The 20,995-nt window shown below is 31.9% G+C and carries 14 protein-coding genes and 1 pseudogene; all 15 read right to left on the bottom strand.

Annotated elements, in window-relative coordinates:
* Nucleotides 1–24 precede the first annotated feature (24 nt).
* The 15 genes and pseudogenes from dpaL to DIC82_01890 all read right to left on the bottom strand — a co-directional run bounded on the left by dpaL (nt 25) and on the right by DIC82_01890 (nt 20,814).
* On the bottom strand, nt 25–1,227 hold the full coding sequence (gene dpaL, locus DIC82_01820; protein ID AWK49903.1) for a diaminopropionate ammonia-lyase: 1,203 nt from the start codon (nt 1,225–1,227) through the stop codon (nt 25–27).
* A gap of 471 nt (nt 1,228–1,698) precedes the next feature.
* Nucleotides 1,699–2,346, bottom strand: coding sequence for a hypothetical protein (locus tag DIC82_01825; protein AWK49904.1), 648 nt, complete (start codon nt 2,344–2,346; stop codon nt 1,699–1,701).
* A 125-nt stretch (nt 2,347–2,471) separates the two neighbouring features.
* The gene (gene hydA / locus DIC82_01830) at nt 2,472–3,848 is read right to left on the bottom strand and encodes a dihydropyrimidinase (protein AWK49905.1); all 1,377 of its coding nucleotides are present in this window, start codon (nt 3,846–3,848) and stop codon (nt 2,472–2,474) included.
* A 316-nt stretch (nt 3,849–4,164) separates the two neighbouring features.
* Complete coding sequence (gene arcC / locus DIC82_01835; GenBank protein ID AWK49906.1) at nt 4,165–5,070, bottom strand: carbamate kinase; 906 nt, start codon at nt 5,068–5,070, stop codon at nt 4,165–4,167.
* 152 nt (nt 5,071–5,222) lie between these two features.
* A complete protein-coding gene (gene ygeW / locus DIC82_01840) occupies nt 5,223–6,416 on the bottom strand; it encodes a knotted carbamoyltransferase YgeW (GenBank protein AWK49907.1) in 1,194 nt (397 codons plus the stop codon).
* A 49-nt stretch (nt 6,417–6,465) separates the two neighbouring features.
* Nucleotides 6,466–7,776: a YgeY family selenium metabolism-linked hydrolase gene (locus tag DIC82_01845; GenBank protein ID AWK49908.1), complete on the bottom strand. Its 1,311-nt coding sequence runs from the start codon at nt 7,774–7,776 to the stop codon at nt 6,466–6,468.
* A 369-nt stretch (nt 7,777–8,145) separates the two neighbouring features.
* Nucleotides 8,146–10,779: a selenium-dependent xanthine dehydrogenase gene (gene xdh / locus DIC82_01850; GenBank protein AWK49909.1), complete on the bottom strand. Its 2,634-nt coding sequence runs from the start codon at nt 10,777–10,779 to the stop codon at nt 8,146–8,148.
* A gap of 764 nt (nt 10,780–11,543) precedes the next feature.
* Nucleotides 11,544–12,968 (bottom strand): NCS2 family permease, encoded by a 1,425-nt coding sequence (locus DIC82_01855; GenBank protein AWK49910.1) that lies wholly within the window; start codon nt 12,966–12,968, stop codon nt 11,544–11,546.
* Nucleotides 12,969–12,994: 26 nt separating this feature from the next.
* Nucleotides 12,995–14,277: pseudogene (gene guaD / locus DIC82_01860) on the bottom strand (guanine deaminase).
* Between the two features lie 156 nt (nt 14,278–14,433).
* The gene (locus DIC82_01865) at nt 14,434–14,658 is read right to left on the bottom strand and encodes a hypothetical protein (GenBank protein ID AWK49911.1); all 225 of its coding nucleotides are present in this window, start codon (nt 14,656–14,658) and stop codon (nt 14,434–14,436) included.
* Nucleotides 14,659–14,919: 261 nt separating this feature from the next.
* Nucleotides 14,920–16,680, bottom strand: coding sequence for an AAA family ATPase (locus DIC82_01870; GenBank protein AWK53015.1), 1,761 nt, complete (start codon nt 16,678–16,680; stop codon nt 14,920–14,922).
* 426 nt (nt 16,681–17,106) lie between these two features.
* Nucleotides 17,107–17,748, bottom strand: coding sequence for a hypothetical protein (locus DIC82_01875; GenBank protein ID AWK49912.1), 642 nt, complete (start codon nt 17,746–17,748; stop codon nt 17,107–17,109).
* Between the two features lie 331 nt (nt 17,749–18,079).
* Nucleotides 18,080–19,450, bottom strand: coding sequence for a xanthine permease (locus DIC82_01880; protein ID AWK49913.1), 1,371 nt, complete (start codon nt 19,448–19,450; stop codon nt 18,080–18,082).
* A 69-nt stretch (nt 19,451–19,519) separates the two neighbouring features.
* On the bottom strand, nt 19,520–20,347 hold the full coding sequence (locus tag DIC82_01885) for a molybdopterin dehydrogenase (GenBank protein AWK49914.1): 828 nt from the start codon (nt 20,345–20,347) through the stop codon (nt 19,520–19,522).
* On the bottom strand, nt 20,341–20,814 hold the full coding sequence (locus DIC82_01890; GenBank protein ID AWK49915.1) for a ferredoxin: 474 nt from the start codon (nt 20,812–20,814) through the stop codon (nt 20,341–20,343). Before DIC82_01890 ends, DIC82_01885 begins: the two co-directional genes overlap by 7 nt.
* Between the last annotated feature and the right edge of the window lie 181 nt (nt 20,815–20,995).

The following is a 20,995-nucleotide window of genomic DNA, read 5'->3' on the forward strand; positions in this document are numbered from 1 at the left end:
AACTTTTATTTATTAAAATGTAATTTAATATTCACCATTCCAAACTATTTGTCTGTACTTTTCTGGATCTGTATCACCTTCTGTACTAAATAAAAGTACTCTTGAATTTTCATCTAATCCTAAAGCTTGTTTTAAATCCTTATAATCATCATTAGTCATAATTTCATATAATAAACCAGTTGTTACTGCTCCTGACTCGCCTGAAATTATACCTTTATCTCCCTTTAATGGATTTCCAAGAACTCTCATTCCTTTAGCAGCTACCCAGTCTGGAGCTGAAACAAATGCTTTTGCATAATTCTTTAATACTTCAAAACCAATTGTATTAACTTCTCCACATGCAAGTCCAGCCATTATTGTTTGCATCTCTCCACCAACAACTCTCGCTTTACCATCATCTGCTATTGCTGATTTATAGTAACAATCTGCAAGATTTGATTCTACTACTACAGTAGTTGGACAATTTTCTGGATACATTGAAGCAAAGAAACCTTGAATAGCACCTGCTAAAGAACCAACACCTGCTTGTACAAATATATGAGTAGGTCTTTCAACATCAAATTCTTTTAATTGTTCACTTGCTTCTAATGCCATCGTTCCATAGCCTTGCATTATCCATGCTGGTATTTTTTCATAGCCTTCCCATGCAGTATCTTGAACCATTAACCCATTATGTTCTTCTGCATATTTATTTGCAAGTCTTACTGCATCATCATAATTTAACTCTGTAATGCTAGCTTCTGCACCTTCAGCCTTTATGTTGTTTAATCTCATAAGTGAAGAGCCCTTTGGCATGTAAACTACCGATTTTTGTTTTAATCTATTAGCTGTCCATGCAACTCCTCTTCCATGATTACCATCTGTTGCTGTTACAAAAGTTATATCTCCTAGTCTTTCTTTAACTTCCTTTGAAGTTAATTTTTCATATGGTAAATCTTTTATATCTTCACCTAATTTATCTGCTAAGTATCTTCCCATTGCAAATGAGCCACCTAATACTTTAAATGCATTTAATCCAAATCTATAAGATTCATCCTTTACGTATATTCCACCTAATCCAATCTTTTTAGATAACTCTTTTAAATCTACTAATGGTGTTTTATCATATTCTAAAAAACTTTCATGAAAATTCTTTGCTTTTGAAACTTCTTCTTTATTAAGAAATTTTATACTTCCTTCTTTATCATTTTTAGGTAATGTATTTTCTTTCCATAATATTTTTTCCATTATATTTTCTCCTTTTTATTTAATTCTTATTTAATTTTTATCTTACTTATAATTTGTTTTGTCTTACTGATATTTATAGCAATTCCAATGCCAACTCTTTCTAATTTTCCTATGTCATATGAACAAGTTTTCTTGGTTTCCTTAGTTTTTATATAGGTTTATCCTCGTTTTATACCTATATATGTAAATTGCTCTTATTTTCTTACATTTAATTTATCAAAGTGATAATTAATTATCATTTTGATAAATTAAGTATGCATCTTGTTAAACGATAATATTTTATATAGAAAAGAGTATTAATTATCATTTTGATAATTAATACTCTTTCCTTTTTGATTTATTTTCTTATATTAATGTAGCAATTACATATTAAATAATCTCATTTAATTATAGCTATAATAACATATTTCACTATTAAATTTATAATACTTCCATCAATATTTAGGTATACTACTTTTTAAAGTAATACTCTTAATCCTCACTACTATTTAAATAGCTGTAAAGTGAATATTTTGAAATATCATAAAACTTTGAAATTTTATCTCCCGATCTTTTAATTAAAAGTGCACCTTTGCTCTCTAAATATTTAATTGCTTTCATTTTATCTTCTTTAGTCATAACTGCAACAGGTTTTCCAATTAATTGATATGATTCCTCAATTAAATCTTTGAGAAGTTGATTAACATCAGTTGGAATTGCAATATCATCATCACCATAATCATTGTTTTTTGTTTCCTTTATGGAAACAAAGTCTTTCATAATCTTATTAGATACAATTAGCTGTGTAATATCATAATTAATACAAAGAAGTGCTTTAGCTTCACCGTTTTCATCTGGTATGCATATAGTCGTAGATTTTAAAATACGTCCATCATTTGTACGAGTACTATAACTATAGTGGTCTTTATGCTGAAGATTGGAATGAATTGTTTCCATTGCAATTCGCGATGCAACATCCCCAACCTTACGTCCTGTAACATGACCATTTTCAATTGCTATAATGCTGTGTTCATATCCTGCTTTTAAATCATGAATTGCGACTTCACAATTTGGTCCAAACTCTTCCGCAATTCCTTTAATAAGCCTTTTAAAAAAATCCAAATCATCATATACACTCATGCTCAAATCTCCTTTATCATCCTATATTTACATTATCATATAAATAAGTCTCTGTAAATAATTCAAAGCATAGCAACCAAGCCTTATTGGTCGCTATGCTTAGTATATTTAATAACAATTAACTATTATTCTATTACTTTTCTTCTAATAAATTTTCCATCACCTTTTTTTCCAAAAAACTCATTGTTTTTATAAGCTACTTTACCATTCTGTATTACAGTATTAATATCGCCCTTTAACTTCATGCCTTCAAAACATGTGTAATCTACTGCTCCATGAAGCATACTTCTTGTAAGAGTATATTCAGAATTTGGATTAATAATAGTAATATCAGCATCGGCTCCAGGAATTAAAGATCCTTTTTGAGGATAAAGCCCATAAATTCTAGCAGGTTTTGTACATAAAAGTTCTACAAAACGATTAATTGAAATTTTCTTTTTCATAACACCTTCAGAGAAAATCACCATTACTCGTTCAGCAACTCCAGGAGCCCCATTAGGGCATTTTGTAAAATCATTAATTCCTTTTTCCTTATCTCCTTTTAGTTTGAACGAACAGTGATCAGTAGCAATTACATCAATTGCACCATCTTGTACTCCTTTCCAAAGAGCATCAACATCATTCTTGTGGCGTAAAGGCGGAGACATTACATATTTTAATCCATTATTATCTGGCTCAAGGTATTTTTCTGCTGTCATCGTTAGGTACTGAGTGCAAGTTTCAGAAAAAATATTCTTTTGACCCTGTGCTCTTGCTTTTCTTATCTCATCCAATCCTTTTTCAGTAGAAGTATGGACAATATAAATTGGAGCATCTCCTGCCAATGCTGCAATATGTAGCACTCTGCTAATTGCCTCTGCTTCACAGTGGTCTGGTCGTGATTTTGCATGGTATATTGCCTCTAAGCAACCATTTGAAACATAATTTTCTCTAAGATCATTTATAACATCATTATTTTCAGCATGTACAGCAATAATTACTCCCAATTCTTTAGCCTTTTTTAATACTTTTAAAATTGAAGCATCATCCAGTTTAAAATCATATGTCATATAAATCTTAAAACTAGAAATTCCTTCTTTAACCAGAGACTCCATCTCAGATAAGACCTCATCATTTACATGCTGTATTACTCCATGAAAACCATAATCAATTACTGCTTTTCCATTAGCCAATTCATGATATTCATCAATTTGGTGACGAAGTGCACAATTTTTAGGTCCAAAGGCTACATGGTCAATAATACTTGTAGTTCCACCACAAACCGCTGCAACAGTTCCAGTATAAAAATCATCTATTGAACGATTGCTTCCAGATTGTAAATCCATATGAGTATGCACATCCACAGCTCCAGGAATTACATACATTCCAGAAGCATCAATAATTTCTGCATTGTCATTAAACAAATTTGTTCCAATACAAGATATTTTATTATTTTCTATCATAATATCTGAAAAATAGCTTTCTGATTCAGTTACAATCGTTCCATTTTTTATAATAATCATCACAATCACCTCTTTAACTTTATTATGACTTATTTCTGATTGTATTGATATAACTAAAATAATTGAAAACTAAGCCTGTAGACGTTTTACATGACGATCTACAGGCTTGTTAAATATATCAAGTGAAACTTGATTCAGGTGGGGTTCGATCCCCATCTGAATCTTAGTTGAACTTATCCAGGAGCGTGCAGCCGTTATCTCCCACTTAAAGAAGTGGGAGTGTTACGGATGCTAGCTATCGGATAAAACTTTTAACTTAATAGTACTTCACTATAATTATTTAAATTATTTCTTATTGCGTAGCTCAATATATAATTTACATTTTAAAGTGTGTACCTGTTTTACCTAGAATTCCATCATTTACTTTTCCCAAAAGCGTAATAAGTGCAGTCTTTCCTTCTCCTGAAGAGACAAATTGTAAAGCTGCTTGTACTTTTGGTAACATAGATCCTGGTGCAAATTGGCCTTCTTCAATATACTTATTAGCTTCTTCCATTGTAAGTGAATCCAACCATTTAACATCTGGTTTTCCAAAGTTAACAGCAACTTTTTCCACTGCTGTTAAAATAATTAAATAATCTGCACCGATTTCTTCAGCTAACAACGCTGCTTCAAAGTCCTTATCAATTACTGCCGGTACACCTTTTAAATGATTATGCTCTACTTCTATAACAGGAATTCCGCCACCGCCACCTGCGATAACTATTTCTCCAGCTGACATTAATTCTAAAATAGTTTCTTTTTCAATTATGTCAATTGGCTTTGGAGACGATACTACTTGTCTATATCCTCTACCAGAGTCTTCTATCATTACTAATCCAGTCTTTTCTAATTTTTCAGCTTCCTCTTTGCTATAAAAACGTCCAATTGGCTTTGTAGGATTTAAAAATGCGCTGTCATTAGGATCAACAAGAGTTTGAGTAATAAGAGTTACTACAGGAATCTTTAAATTACGTGATAAAACTTCTTCTCTAATCGCATTTTGTAAATCATATCCAATGTATGCTTGACTCATCGCAACACACATTGTTAATGGCATTTCATTCATTTCTGAATTTATCATTCCTACTTGTGGTCCATTACCATGAGTTACAACCACTTGATTTCCACTTTCAATTAAATCTACAATGCTTTTAGCAGTAAATTTTACAGATTCCATCTGTTCGTCTAATGTTTTTCCTAGTGCATTTCCACCTAGTGCTATTACAATCTTGCTCATCACACATGCCTCCAATTCTCTTTAGTCATATTCAAAAAAATAGCAAGTAATTATGTTAACATAGTCTACTATGAGGCAAACATACTTCCTTGTCTCATTGGAAATATACATCACATAATAAACTTGCTATTTTCTTTATATGCCTTATCTAAATATTAACCGTTAAATCTTGTATCATCACTTTGAGCCATTTTTTCTAAGACTTCTGCTGGATTCTTTACTTTTGCAAGAAGAATCATTGCTGCTATAACATATGGCTTGTAGCTTGCTTCTTTATAAAGAGGAACTCTGTAACGATCAAATACAGAAGCTTCAACTTCACCCTTTTCACAAGATAAACCACTAATATCAGCTGGTAAGCAATGTAAGTAAAGTGCCTTTCCATCTTTAGTTGTTTTCATTAATTCTTCTGTACATTCCCAATCTGTATGTTCTGCATTTTGAGCAAGAAGCTTTTTCTCTAATTCTTTAATTCCTTCAGAATCGCCTTCTGCATAAAGATCAGTACGTTCCTTCATTGCTGCAAAAGGAGCCCAACTCTTTGGATATACTATATCTGCATCTTTAAATGCTTCTGCCATATTATTAGTTTTAGTGAATGTTCCACCAGATTCCTTAGCATTATCACGAGCTACATTTTCAACTTCTTCCATTACTTCATAGCCTTCTGGGTGTGCTAAGCAAACATCCATACCAAAACGTGTCATTAATCCTATAATACCTTGTGGTACAGATAATGGTTTACCGTAAGATGGTGAATAAGCCCAAGACATAGCTATTTTTTTACCCTTTAAATTTTCAACACCACCAAACTCGTGGATGATATGTAGCATGTCTGCCATAGCTTGAGTTGGATGATCAATATCACATTGTAAATTTACTAATGTTGGTTTTTGTTCAAGAACTCCATCTTCATATCCTTCCTTTACTGAATTAGCAACTGTATGCATATATTGGTTTCCCTTTCCAATATACATATCATCACGAATTCCGATAACATCAGCCATAAATGAAATCATGTTAGCTGTTTCTCTTACAGTTTCACCATGAGCAACTTGGCTTTTACCTTCATCTAAATCTTGTACTTCAAGACCTAAAAGATTACATGCACTAGCATAAGAAAAACGAGTACGTGTTGAATTATCACGGAATAATGAAATTCCAAGTCCACTATCAAACAATCTTGTTGACTTATTGTTTTTACGTAATTCTCTTAAAGCATCTGCTACTGCATAAACTGCTTTTAATTCATCTGTAGTCTTTTCCCAAGTAAGGAAAAAGTCATTTTCATACATTTCATCAATCTTTAAGTTCTTTAATTCATTTACATATTTATTAACAATATTCATAATTTTAATATCTCCTTTAATTTTAATTTATTTATTTATTTATTTATTATTATTTATTTTCAGTATATAAAGTTGGAACAGCCGCATAAACTGCTGCACATGTTACTAAATCCTCTTTCCATGTCTTTTCATTTGGAGCATGTGCTTGAGCTTCTGCGCCAGGTCCAAATCCTATTACAGGAATTCCGTTACGTCCCATTATTGAAACACCATTTGTTGAGAATGTCCATTTGTCAGTAAGCGGACGAGCTTTTCTCATTGCTTCATTTTCAGCAACACCGATTCTTGTTGTGCCATAAAGACCTTTGTATGCTTCTTCCAATGCTTTTGTTACAGTATGATCTTCTGGAATTACCCAAGTTGGGAAGTAGCATTCAATTGGATATACTAAACCAGTGTAGCTTGGTCTATCATAGTTGTACATACTTACTGTTGCATTGTATTTTTTAACAGCTGGAAGTTGACGAATTTCTTCTAAACAGCTTTCCCAAGTTTCACCTGATGTCATACGACGGTCTAATGAAATTGAGCATGAGTCAGCAACTGCACAACGACTTGGTGAAGTATAGAATACTTGTGAAGTTGTAACAGTACCTCTTCCTAAGAAGTTAGCCTCTTTAAATTCTGGGTTGTGTTTTTCATCTAACATTTTTACTAAGCCTTTGATTTCTTTATTTTCATCTGCGTCATTTTCATTAAGGTCACGAATATTCATTAATATTTCAGCCATTTTGTAAATTGCGTTGTCTCCTCTTTCTGGAGCTGAACCGTGACATGAAACTCCTTGAACATCAACACGGATTTCCATACGACCTCTTTGTCCTCTGTAGATACCGCCATCTGTTGGCTCTGTAGAAACTACAAATTCAGGTCTGATTTTACCTTCTTTAATTATATATTCCCAACAAAGTCCATCACAATCTTCTTCTTGAACTGAACCAACAACTAATGCTGTGTATTTTTCATTTAAAAGACCTAAATCTTTCATTATTTTTGCACCATAAACAGATGAAACAATTCCGCCTAATTGATCAGAAGTACCACGTCCACCTATTTCAGTTTCTGTCTCATATCCTTCATATGGATCAAAGTTCCAGTTATCTCTGTTTCCTATACCAACTGTGTCAATATGAGCATCGAAACCTATTAAAGTTTCTCCTGTACCCATGTATCCTAGAATATTACCCATTGGATCTATTTCTACTTTATCGAATCCAACTTTTTTCATTTCTTCTTCTATTCTTTTTACAACGCCTTCTTCTTCTGCACTTTCGCCAGGTATTGCAACTAAATCACGAAGAAATTTTGTCATATCCTCTTTATAGTTTTCAGATTTTGATTTGATTTGTTCAAAATTCATATTCTCTTCCCCCATCTTAATTAATATTTTATTTAATATCTTATTGATAATTAAAATAAATGTTTGTCCATTTTTATAATAATAATTTAGTCGCTTATACAATCCATTTCTCAAATAATATTACTTAATTAATATATTGTATATTTTTCAACTACCTTTTTACCTAAAAAAAATTTTTTATACCTAATTTATTTTTATGTTATTATAATACACCTTTTAATTCAATTTGTAAACATATTCAGATTAATTTTTCATAATATTTTTTTAAATTAATAAGATTATAAAAGATACATTTTCTGTTGCTCCGTGATAATTTTTTACTTTAACTTTCCCAATCACTCTTTGTATTTTCTATTCCAAAGTCAATTCTTATTCCACTTTCTTAGGAGCAGGTTTTTGCTTACGGTAATAAGTATTATCTAAAGGATACTTATATCTAAATATACCATCCTTCTTATAATATGCATTTTGACATGCTGGAGCACCCATAACACATACAATTTCACCAATGCCCTTAGCACCAAATGCAATACTATCAATATCATTTTTTTCAATTAAATGTACTTCAACAGGTGGCATTTGAGATGCTTTGAAAACACCTAATGTACCTAGTTTTGCTTGAGGAATTCCATCTTTTAGTGGAAAATCTTCAGTTAGACCATATCCAAGGCCCATAGCTACTCCACCTTCAACTTGACCCGTAGCCGAAAGAGGATTTATTATTCTACCAATATCATGAGCTGCAACGACCTTTTCTAGTTTTCCTTCATTATCAATAATAACAAGTTGTGTTGCATATCCATAAGCAATATGGCTAACTGGATTCTTTTTAGGAGACCCAATTGGATCCGTTTTGAAATCAAATTCCCCAATATATTCCTTATCTTCTAACTCTTCCAATGTATATCCACAGTCCAAATCAGATTTTAATTTTAATGATGCTTGATGTGCTGCTTCTCCGGCAAATACAGTTTGACGAGATGCTGTTGTAGTACCTGAGTCAGGCGTATATTTAGTATCAGGATGTTCTACCACAATTTGATTTGGCGTTAATTCTGTAGTTTCACATACCATTTGCAATAGTACTGTTTGCACTCCTTGTCCTATTGCACCCGCAGAAGATCTGGCATGAACTTTACCATCGATTATTTTTAAATTGCAACGTCCTGTATCCGGAACAGCTACTCCGACACCTGCATTCTTCATTGCAGAAGCAATTCCCACATGATAATTTGGATCTGCCTCATATTTTTCAAAATCTTCTTTTACAGCTTCGAGAGTTTCTACCATAGCAGTTCCTTCGTCTGCTAACTGTCCATTTGGTAGTGATTGTCCTGGTCTAATAGCATTACGATAACGAAATTCCCATCCAGAAAGTCCGGCTTTTTCTGCTAACTGATTGATAAGACATTCTACAACTGCACAAGATTGTGTTACTCCGAAACCACGGAATGCACCAGCAGGTGGATTGTTTGTATAATAAGCATTTCCTTCAATATCCACATTTTGATAATTATAAGGACCACCAGCATGAGTACATGCTCTTTGAAGTACAGGACCACCAAGTGATGCATAAGCACCTGTATCAGAAGTAAGTCTTGCTTTCATTCCTTGCAAAATACCATTTTCATCACAACCGATTTTACAATAAATATCCATTGCATGACGTTTTGGATGGTAGTTTATACTTTCTTGGCGACTAAAAGATACTTTTACAGGTCTTTTTGTAAGATATGCGCAAAGTGCCGCTTGATGCTGAACACTCATATCTTCTTTACCACCGAATCCTCCGCCAACAGAGGCGCTTTGTATTCTTACTTTTTCTAATGGAAGTCCTAAATAATTACTAAGTTCATGGCGTTCATCATAAATACCTTGTGATCCCGTAATAACCTTTACACCATCTCCATCAGGCAAGCCAACTGCAGTTTCAGGTTCCATAAATGCATGCTCGGTTGGTGGAACATGAAAAGTACCTTCCACTACAAATTTAGAATTTGCAATTGCCGTTTCCGCATCTCCTCGTTTCACTTCTTCATGATCAAATACATTATTTTCTGGAACTCTGAATTTTCCAAATTGCATGAAACCTTCACCATGCACTTGATGTGCACCTGGTGCAGCTGCATCCTCTGCAGTACGAAGTGGTTCCAATTCTTCATATACTACTTCAACAGCCTTTACAGCTGCTACTGCTTGTTCTCTTGTTTCAGCAACAACCATTGCAATAGTATCTCCACAACATTTTGTTTGTTCTCCTACATCAATCATTCCTGGCCAATCTTGAGCTAAATGACCAATATATCTTTTCCCTGGAATGTCCTTTGCAGTATATATAGCAATAACACCTGGAATTTTAAGAGCCTCGCTTATATCAATAGATAATATTTTTGCACGAGCATACTTACTAAATACATTCTTTCCATAAAGCATGCCATCAAAACTATAATCATCTGCATACTTTGCTATTCCTAGGGTTTTTTCACGGGCATCAACACGGCAAGTTTGTTCCCCAACCTTTCCTGTTTGTTTTAATTCAGGTATTTCTAAGTTTTCTCTTAACATCTTTGCTGCCAAAAGAATTCCCTCTTCAATCTTGGCATATCCAGTACAACGACAAATGTTAGTACGAATTGCTTGCTTTACGTCTTCCCTAGTAGGATTTGGATTTTGATCAATTAAGCATTTACCAGATATAACCATGCCTGGAATACAAAATCCGCATTGTACAGCTCCTGCAGTAGCAAAAGCATATACTAATACATCTCTTTCTCTGTCTGTAAATCCTTCTATGGTTTCTATCTTTTTCCCTCCCAATTTAGAAAGTTTTTGTATACAAGCACGAGTTGTCTTTCCATCAATAATAACAGTGCAAGTTCCACAAGCACCCTCTTTACAACCATTTTTTACTGATGTTATCTTAAGCTTTTCACGCAGAAAGTCCATCAATGCCATATCTGTTTCGGATTGATAGTCTTTACCATTTACATTTACTTTAAACATTTGAAATTCCTCTCTCTCTTAAAATTTAATCACCTATATAAGTTAGTTTTCTTTGATGAATATTTTTCATCAGGCAATGAGATGAATTGCTCTTATATCGGGCCTATTAGGTCAGTTTCCAGATGAACAGAAATCCAAGATCTATGATTTTGTGTGAATCGCTTACTCAGTAAGCCTAGCGAGTCGAGCTTCATTTATGCTGGAAAATAGTCTAGCAAATGGACTTGTTATTTTTTTGATTATGCCTTATACTATAAAATCCATAACTCAAAATTAATTTAATTATCATTATTCTTATTAGTCTCTTCTATCATTCCACAAATTCTTTACCATGCTTTAGGAAGTAATAACTGGAAGCTTATGTTTGCTATAATCTTACTTATATTCATAGCAATTGCAATGCCAACTTTTTCTAATCTTTTCTATGTCATATAAGCAAATTTTCTTAGTTTTATTGGTTTTTATATAGATTTGTGCACATTCTATGCCTATATATGTAGGTTATTCTTATTATTAAATATATTTTTATCAAAATGATAATCAATTATCATTTTGATAAAAATAAGTATATAACTTGTTAAACGATATCATATTCTATAAAAAAGCAGTATGAATTATCATTTTGATAATTCATACTGCTTTTATTTTTAGTCAAACCTTCTATATCTTTACATTTTCATTTTATTATTACCATATCAGTATTAATATTATTTTTGATTTTCTCCATTTATTAATTTCCCACTATAAGTTACGATATTATACTTCTATTCAAAAGGAAGTAAAATATATCTTAGAATAAACAATAAAGCAAGTACATATACAATTGGACTAATTTCCTTTTGCCTACCTGTAGCTATTTTTACTATTGGATAGAAAATCATAGCAGCTGCAATTCCATTAGCTATACTATAAGTAAAAGGCATTAATGCTATACAAAAGAATGATGGAAGTCCTTCTGTAAAATCGTCAAAATCTATTTTTACAATTGCTGACATCATCAAAACACCTACTATTACAAGTGCTGGTGCTGTAGCTTGTCCAGGAACTATTCCAACAATACCTGAAAAAAACATTGATAGAATAAATAATATACCTACTGTTACTGAAGTAAGTCCAGTTCTTCCTCCTTCAGAAACACCAGATGTAGATTCAACATATGTGCAAACCGTACTTGTACCTAAGACTGAACCTGCTGTTGTTGCTACTGCATCACATAAAAGTGCTTTTCTCATTCTTATAACCCTACCATCTTTATCAAGCATTCCTGCTTTTGTTGCAGTTCCAACAAGTGTTCCGATAGTATCAAAAAGATCAACTAAGCAAATAGTTATAACAACCATAATAACACTAAGAATTGCACCTCCTATTGAAGTACCTCCTTTTGAAAATAGACCAGCAAAATCAAATGCTGCAAAAGTAGGAGCAATTGATGGTGGTGCACTGAAAACATGTAAATTTTCAAGAGATGTAATTTTGAGTGGAATTCCTATTATTGTGGTTGAAATTATTCCAATAAGAATTGAACCCTTAATACCTCTAGCCATCAAGATAGCAGTTATTGTAATTCCTATTATAGTTAGTAATGTTCCTGGGTTTGCAAAATTCCCAAATCCAACTAGTGTTGCTTGATTTGCAACTATTACGCCACCAGATTTCAATCCAATAAGCGCTATATATAGTCCAATACCTCCAGAAATTGCGTATTTTAGATTTTGAGGTATTGCATCAACTATCTTTTCTCGTATGGAAGTTACTGTAATGATTATAAATAATATTCCTGATAGTAATACGCATGATAGAGCTTGATTCCATGTAAATCCTAATGTTAAACATACTGTATACGTGAAAAATGCATTAAGACCCATCCCTGGAGCTTGAGCAAAAGGGAGATTGGCATAAAGCCCCATTATTAATGTACCAATAGCTGCTGCTAAACAAGTAGCGACGAAAACAGATGATACTATTGGATCTGTACCTACACTAAGTTGTGCAGCTGCATCACCTATTGCATTGGCTGAATTCATACCAGATAATTTTAATATATTGGGATTAACAAATATAATGTACGCCATTGTAACAAAAGTAGTGATTCCAGCAAGTATTTCTGTCTTTACATTTGAGTTATTTTCTTTCAATTGAAAATATGATTCCAAAAATGAAGATTTTTGTTTGTTTGCATTGGTTTTCATAAAATATCCTCCTCAAAGTTTTGATTTTAATATTGTTTCGGTTCTTCTATTTTTTTACCAGCTACATATCTTTCTTTAATATTTCTGTCATCACCAGTGTAAATAAATTTTTGTAATCTTTCTTCAATTGATAATGGTTTGAAGATTGATAAGCTGCTATCATCAATAATTAGGGCGTCAAACTCATATCCTTCTTCAAAACTTCCCACTTTACCAAAAAATTTACCCCCCCCTTTGTTGCCAAGTAAAATAATTCTGCTGTTGTTAAAGGCTTATCTGTCTTATTGCTTTCCAACCATTTTAGCCTTGATACTTGGGCACTGCTTACAATTGCATTAATCATTGATAAACTGTGTCCACCTGATACATCGGTTGCCATTCCTATGTTTAAACCTTTTTTTAACAATTTTCGAATAGGTGAAATGCCGCTTGATAAATTGCTATTTGAATTTGGACAATGTGCAACAAAAACTTTTTTTCTCATCATGAGTTCAATTTCATCTTCCTCTAACAAAACACAATGGGCCATTATAGTAGGAAGATCTCCAAATAACCCTGCATCATCATAGACACTTGCATAGTTTTTAGATTTAGGATGTAATTCTTTTACGAAATTAATTTCACTCGAGTTTTCACTTAAATGAGATTGCACTGGGGCATTATATTTTTTTGCTAATTCTCCAAGGCTTTTTAAAAGCTCAAAGCTACAGGTTGGAACAAATCTTGGTGTAATAATAGGTTTCACCAGTTCATATTTATCACTATATTCTTCTAATATTTCTTTAGTATCTTCAATAGATGCCTCCATAGTTTCTAATAAATATTCCGGTGCATTTCTATTCATATTAACTTTTCCTACATATGCACCTAATCCGGCTTCTGCAAATAAATCCATTAATAATTTTGTTGTATTCTTATGAATTGTAGCAAAAACACAGGCTCTAGTAGTCCCATACTTCCACAAATTTCTTATAAAAGATGAGTATACTTTTTTTGCATAGACGGTATCAGAATATTTTTCTTCTTCTGGGAAAGTATATGACTCTAACCATGGCATAAGTTCTTTATCTAGCCCTAGACCTAAATTAGGAAACTGCGGTGCATGTGAATGAATGTCAACAAATCCTGGTATTATAAGTGCATGTCCGTAATTTAGCATCTTTAGTTTATTGAATTTTGCAGGTAACTCTTTATAAACACCTTTAATAAGTTTACCCTCAACAACAATATATCCATTTTCAAATGTTTCATATTTACCTAGCTCTTTAGTAAAAATAATATTGCCTTTAACAATATACTCATCTTGCATTACAAGACCTCCTTTTAACCCCAGTTATAAATTGCATTTTTAACTTGTAAAAAAATCAACCTTTCTCATTAATGATGCAACTAAGGTACCTTTATTTTATCTATTTCTAAACTGTTTGCATTTTTTTGTTTTCATTCCTTTTTTTCATACTCATACTCATGGCTCTGTGCTAGTATTGTCAAGTTTGCGCCCCCATTTAAGTAATTTCGGAAACTCTTGTCCCCTAATATATCTATATTCTGGATGGACGGTTTTTATTTCCCCAATCAAACTAGTCTTATATCCAAAGATATTTTTAAATGTTTTCCCTTTATATTGTTTTAGGAAATATATTTTTTCCATTATATTACCTGAGTTTTGATTAACTTTTGCTACACTCATATATTCATAGCAATTTTCATTCCAATTTCTTCAAATTTTATCCATACTATATAGATAAATTTCTGCAGTTTCATTGATTTCCATATAGATTTATTCAAGTTCTATACCTAATCTTATAAGTTAATCTTATTATTATACACTCATTTTATCAAAATGATAATTAATTATCATTTTGATAAAATGAGTGTATGGCTTATTAATCGATAATATTTTCCTTGAAAAAAGAGTATAAATTATCAAAATGATAATCCATACTCTTTTTTATTTCTCATCGAGTTTTCTATATAATGTAGCGATTCCAATTCCTAACTTTTTTGCAGCTTCTTTTTTACCTAAAGTATCTCTTCCACATAAATCTAATATCTTCTCTATATATGCCATTTCTATATCTTTAAGTTTCTTTATTTCTTTATTTTCATTAATTTGATCATCTATTTTTACGTACTCATTTTTACTATAATTAGCTATTGCTTTAGGTAACATATTCATGTTTATAATACCATTTTCATGACTTATACTAACCATAAATTCTACTAAATTTTCTAGTTCTCTTACATTACCTCTCCAAGGATACTCTTTAAGCTTATTAATAACATCTTCATTTACTGTATGAATATACTTATTAAATATCTTATTATATTTATTTATAAGCTCATTCATTATTAATTCTATATCCCCTTCTCTGTCTTTAAGAGGAGGTATTTCAAATGGTATTACATTTAACCTATAATATAAATCTTCTCTAAATTTTCCTTCTTCAACTAATTTTTTTAAGTCCTTATTAGTAGCTGCAATAACTCTAATATCTAAATTAATTAATTGATTAGAACCTATTTTTACTAAAGTTCTTTCTTGTAGAACTCTAAGTAATTTTACTTGAAGATATATTGGCATGTCCCCAATTTCATCTAAAAATATAACACCTTTATTAGCTAGTTCAAATTTTCCTATCCTTCCACTTGTACTTGCTCCAGAAAATGCACCTTTAACATATCCAAACAATTCACTTTCTAATAAACTTTCAGGTATAGCACCACAATTTATCGCTATAAATGGCTTATCTCTTGTATTTCCTTCTGCATGTATAGCTCTTGCAACTAATTCCTTCCCTGTTCCACTCTCTCCTGTTATTAAAACTGTTGACTTTGAATATGCTATTCTCTTTATCTTTTCTTTCATTTGCTTAATAACTAGTGATTCACCAACTATGGCATCACAAGTTATTTTATTATTTCCATGAGTTAAATTAACAGCATCTTCATTTATTTGTTTTATCTCATTAAATACTAATATTTGCGAACAAGTCTCCACATTAATATAATTATGTATTATCTTACCAACGACTTTGTATTCTATATCTTTTATATATAATTTATATGTATTTCTACTTGGTAAATAATCTTCAGTATCTTCTATTTTTATAGTTTCACCTATTATAGATGGATTTAACTTTAGGATTTTTATTCCTTTATTATTTATAAGGTGTATTTTGTTAGAACTATTAATTGCAATTATTCCATCTTCTACTGAATTTATTATTTGTTCTAGAAATTTCAAATCATTCTTATTTGTAAGTACTTCATTTTGTTCTATAATTTTAATAGAAATAAAATCTGATACCTGCTCTAAAAAACTCATAATAGTTTCGAAATTATTAAGTAAATACTCCTTTTGATCTTTTGTAGAACACACAAAGCCTATTACTCCAAACGTATTATTTCCATACTTTATAGGAACACATATCTCCATTTCTTCTTTACAATTACCTTTATCTTTGCAATTTTTGCACAAAATATTTCTACCTGGATTTTCTATAACTTGTGCATTACCTGATGATAATGCTGCTTTATATACATATCCTTCTGATTCTATATTTTCTCCTATACCATCTTTATATATGCCAGTACCTGCAATTCTTTCAAAATTACTATCTACAACTTCAACGTCTAATTTTAATATGCTTGATAATAACTTAGAATATTTATTTACTACATCTGAAATATCTTTTAAAGTTATTTTTATCATATTTCAACGCTCCTCTTCCCATATATTGGATAATTGTTTCAATTTTCTACAACCACTGTTTTTTTATACAAGATATTTGCTAATACCTATGTAACAATATTAACTTAAGACTACTCGTGAATAATAACATAATCAAAAAGATAATTTAATCTTAAATAATCTCATTTAATTATATCTATAATACCCCATTTTACCATAAAAATTATAATATCTCCATCAATATACATATACACTATTTTTTCAAAGTAATAATCTATAAATTAAACGACTATTGACTAAGTTTTATAGATACATTATCCAAATTCCGCCATGAAATCATGCAAAAGAGACTGTAGTAGATTTACTCTTACAAAAATCTATCTACAGTCTCTTCTAAAATATATTATTATAAACGTTTCTTTTAAATACTTTAGTGTAATACTCTTAATCCTCATAGCTATTTAAATAGCTATAAAGTGAATATTTTGAAATATCATAAAACTTTGAAATTTTATCTCCTGATTTTTTAATTAAGAGTGCACCTTTGCTCTCTAAATATTTAATAGCTTTCATTTTATCTTCTTTGGTCATAACTGCAACGGGTTTTCCAATTAATTCATATGATTCCTCAATTAAATCTTCAAGGAGTTGATTAACATTAGTTGGAATTGCAACCTCAGCTTGATTATTATTTTTTGTTTCGTTTATTGAAACAAAGTCTGTCATAATCTTATTAGATACAATTAGTTGCGTAATGTCATAGTTAATACAAAGAAGTCCTTTAGTTTCACCGTTTTTGTCAGGAATGCATATAGTAGTCGATTTTAAAATACGTCCGTCATTTGTACGGGTATTATAACTATAGTGGTCTTTATGCTGATGATTCGAATGAATTGTTTCCATTGCAATTCTCGATGCAACATCCCCAACCTTACGTCCTGTAACGTGTCCATTTTCAATTGCTATAATGCTGTGTTCATATCCTGCTTTTAAATCATGAATTGCAACTTCACAATTTGGTCCAAACTCTTCTGAAATTCCTTTAATAAGCCTTTTAAAAAAATCCAAATCATCATATACACTCATACTCAAATCTCCTTTATCATCCTATATCTACATTACCATATAAATAAGTCTCTGTAAATAATTCAAATCATAGCAACCAACCATTGTGAACGTTATGCTTAATATATTCAATAATAATTAAAACTAAGCCTGTAGACCCTTTATTTTATGCGAGTCTACAGGCTTGTTAAATATACAGAACTTTTAACTGTATAATATCTTCACTATAATTATTTAAATTTTTTTATTATATAGCACAATACATAAGATAGTATATGATGACGATTTCAGTGGAAGAAGATGATGACATTACCCTATACGAGGTCCTCCATTAGTAGGCATTGTGCTCCAACTAACCTTCATTTGGAGAGTAAACCACCTCTGAATCTAAACTTTGCTTTATGTCGCTTTCGACTTCTTTAATATCATGATTCAAAAATGCATTTAGAATTACAGCAACTACAGATGCTGTAACTATGCCACTACTAAAAATTGACTTGAAAAATGTTGGTGTTTGGTCAAATAAAGTAGGTACAGTAGTAATTCCAAGCCCTAAGCCAATAGAACAAGCAACAACCATCATATTTGCATTACTATTAAAATCTACAGTTTGAAGCATTTGAATTCCTGCAACTGCGACCATTGCAAACATTATAGTTGTAGCTCCACCTATAACAGGTTGAGGAATAATAGTAGCTAAAGCTGCAAATTTAGGAATCAATCCTAGCGCAATAAGAATAATTCCAGAAGCTACTACAACAAAACGGCTTCTTACTTTACTTAGCGCCAAAAGTCCTAAATTTTGATTGAATGTTGTATATGGGAATGAATTAAAGATACCACCCAAAAATGTTGAAATTGCTTCAGCTCTAAGTCCACGTACAATATCTTTGTCACTAACTTCCTTATCACAAACTTTACCAATTCCAAGAAATGTACCAGTTGATTCAATCATTATTGTTAACATAACAAAAGTCATCATAACTATTGAACCAAAATCAAATTTAGGTAAACCAAAATTGAATGGGTGAATAAGGCTTATCCATTTTGCATTTGCCACTACTGAAAAATCTACTTTCCCCATAAATGCAGCAACTATTGTTCCTAAAATAATACCATTTAAAACTGAAATTGCTTGAAAAAATCCTTTAAAATATTTGTTAGATAGTAAAACAACAATCATTACAAATGTTGCTAGTAAAATATTTTGTATACTTCCGAAATCTTTAGCTCCTGAGCCACCGCCCATGCTAGTTACTCCAACATTTATTAAAGAAAGACCTATCATAGTAACTACTGTTCCTGTTACAACTGTTGGAAAAAACCTCAATATTTTTCCATATAACGGTGCTACTAGTAGAACAATAATTGCCGCTACCATTATGGAACCATAAGCTGTTTGCATTCCTAAGTTTTTACCAATAATAATTAACGGACCAACTGCTGCAAATGTACAACCTAAAATTGCTGGTAACCTAACACCAATATGTGGTCCTATACCCATTGACTGTATTAAAGTTGCAATACCACAAGTAAATAAATCCGCAGCTACCAAAAGTGCTAATTGTTCCGGTGTTAGACCTACAGCACCACCAATGATTAATGGTACCGCAACTGCACCTGCATACATTGCTAGTACATGTTGTAAACCTAAAACGGCAAGTTGACTTACTGGTAGCATTTCATTTACTTCATCCTTTTTTTTCACATTATTATTTAACATAATAAACCTCCTCTGTAAAATTTGCAATAATATATTATAAAATTATTTAATTATACTGGACAGTCTTTATTAGATTCCATTTTCCTTAAGGAAATCTTTCAAAAGGTTCATACATACAGTCTTTCTATATTCTTTTGAAACTCTTCCTGCACTTGGATTTATTACATTCTCGTAGGTATTAAGATAAATGTTTTTTAAGCTTTTTGCTTCAGTAATGGTCTTTCCTATGAGCATCTCATCTATCTCTGGATGCCTAACTATGATAGGTTCAATTGCTCCAAATGCTGTTGCAACGTGATTAATTACTCCATTTTCCTCATGGAAAAGCCCTGCAAATCCCATTCTGGAGATTGCTAGTGCATCTCTAGCTCCTATCTTCTTATAGTAGTAGTTCTCAAGATGTTTTTTAGGAATTAAAACTTCGACTATAATTTCTCCTTCTCTTAAGTCAAGCTGTTTTCTCTCTTTATAAAAATCTTTAACATAAATAGTTCTATCGGAATCAGCGCTCTTTAGTACCATAAGTGAATCAGTTACGAATAATATAAGAACTGAGTCAGCCTTAGCAGATCCGTTTCCAATATTTCCACCTATTGTTCCGAAATTTCTTATAGCTGGACCTGCCAAATTCGACATTGAATCCTTTAAAATTTGTGGTGTAACATCTGATTCTTCTATATCAGTGAAGGTAGCCTCTGCACCTATTCTAATATAATCAGCATCTTCCGTTATTTTCTTTAACTCAGGTATTTTCGCTAAGAACAGATAGCTTGCCTCTTCTTCCCCTTCAATCATAAGGTCAGTTCCGCCACCATAAGGGATTACTTTTTCCTCTTTCATTACTCTTAATGCCTCTTCAACTGTTTCTGGCACGTATCCATTTTCTAATCTTACCATAGTCCCTCACCTTCTTTCGCTGCAATTCCTACCGCTTTAACTATAGAGTTGTATCCAGTGCAACGACATAAATTTCCAGATATTCCACGCCTTATATCAAACTCTGTTGGATGTGGATTCTTTTCAAGGATGCACTCTGTTGCAAGTACCATTCCTGGTATACAGAAACCACATTGCACTGCTGAAACATCTCCATAAGCTTTGTCAATGACCTTGAATTTTTCAGTCTTACTGAATCCTTCTATAGTTGTAATATCACTTCCATGAACTCTTCCCATTGCAAACATACAAGAATTAGCAAGCCTTCCATCAATTATAACAGAGCATGCTCCGCACTCTCCCTCTTTACAACCGCACTTCACTCCAGTAAGCTTATAAGTATCTCTTAATACATCCAGTAGTCTATCTGATGCATTTCCCTTATATTCTACATTTTCCCCATTAAGTTTGAACTCAATATATCCCATGAGTATACCTCCTTTTATTTTAACGAAATCTTCTACTTAATATTTCTATATTTATCTGATGTCTAGCCGCTGTAACACTCCCACTTCTATCTGTGGGAGATAAGTGAGAGTCCAAATCTTGTATTTGGTTAGTCGAACTTATGCAAATCACATTAGTGGTTGTATAACAGCGGCACGACCC

This window comes from Clostridium beijerinckii (assembly GCA_003129525.1).
Lineage (GTDB): Bacteria > Bacillota > Clostridia > Clostridiales > Clostridiaceae > Clostridium > Clostridium beijerinckii_D.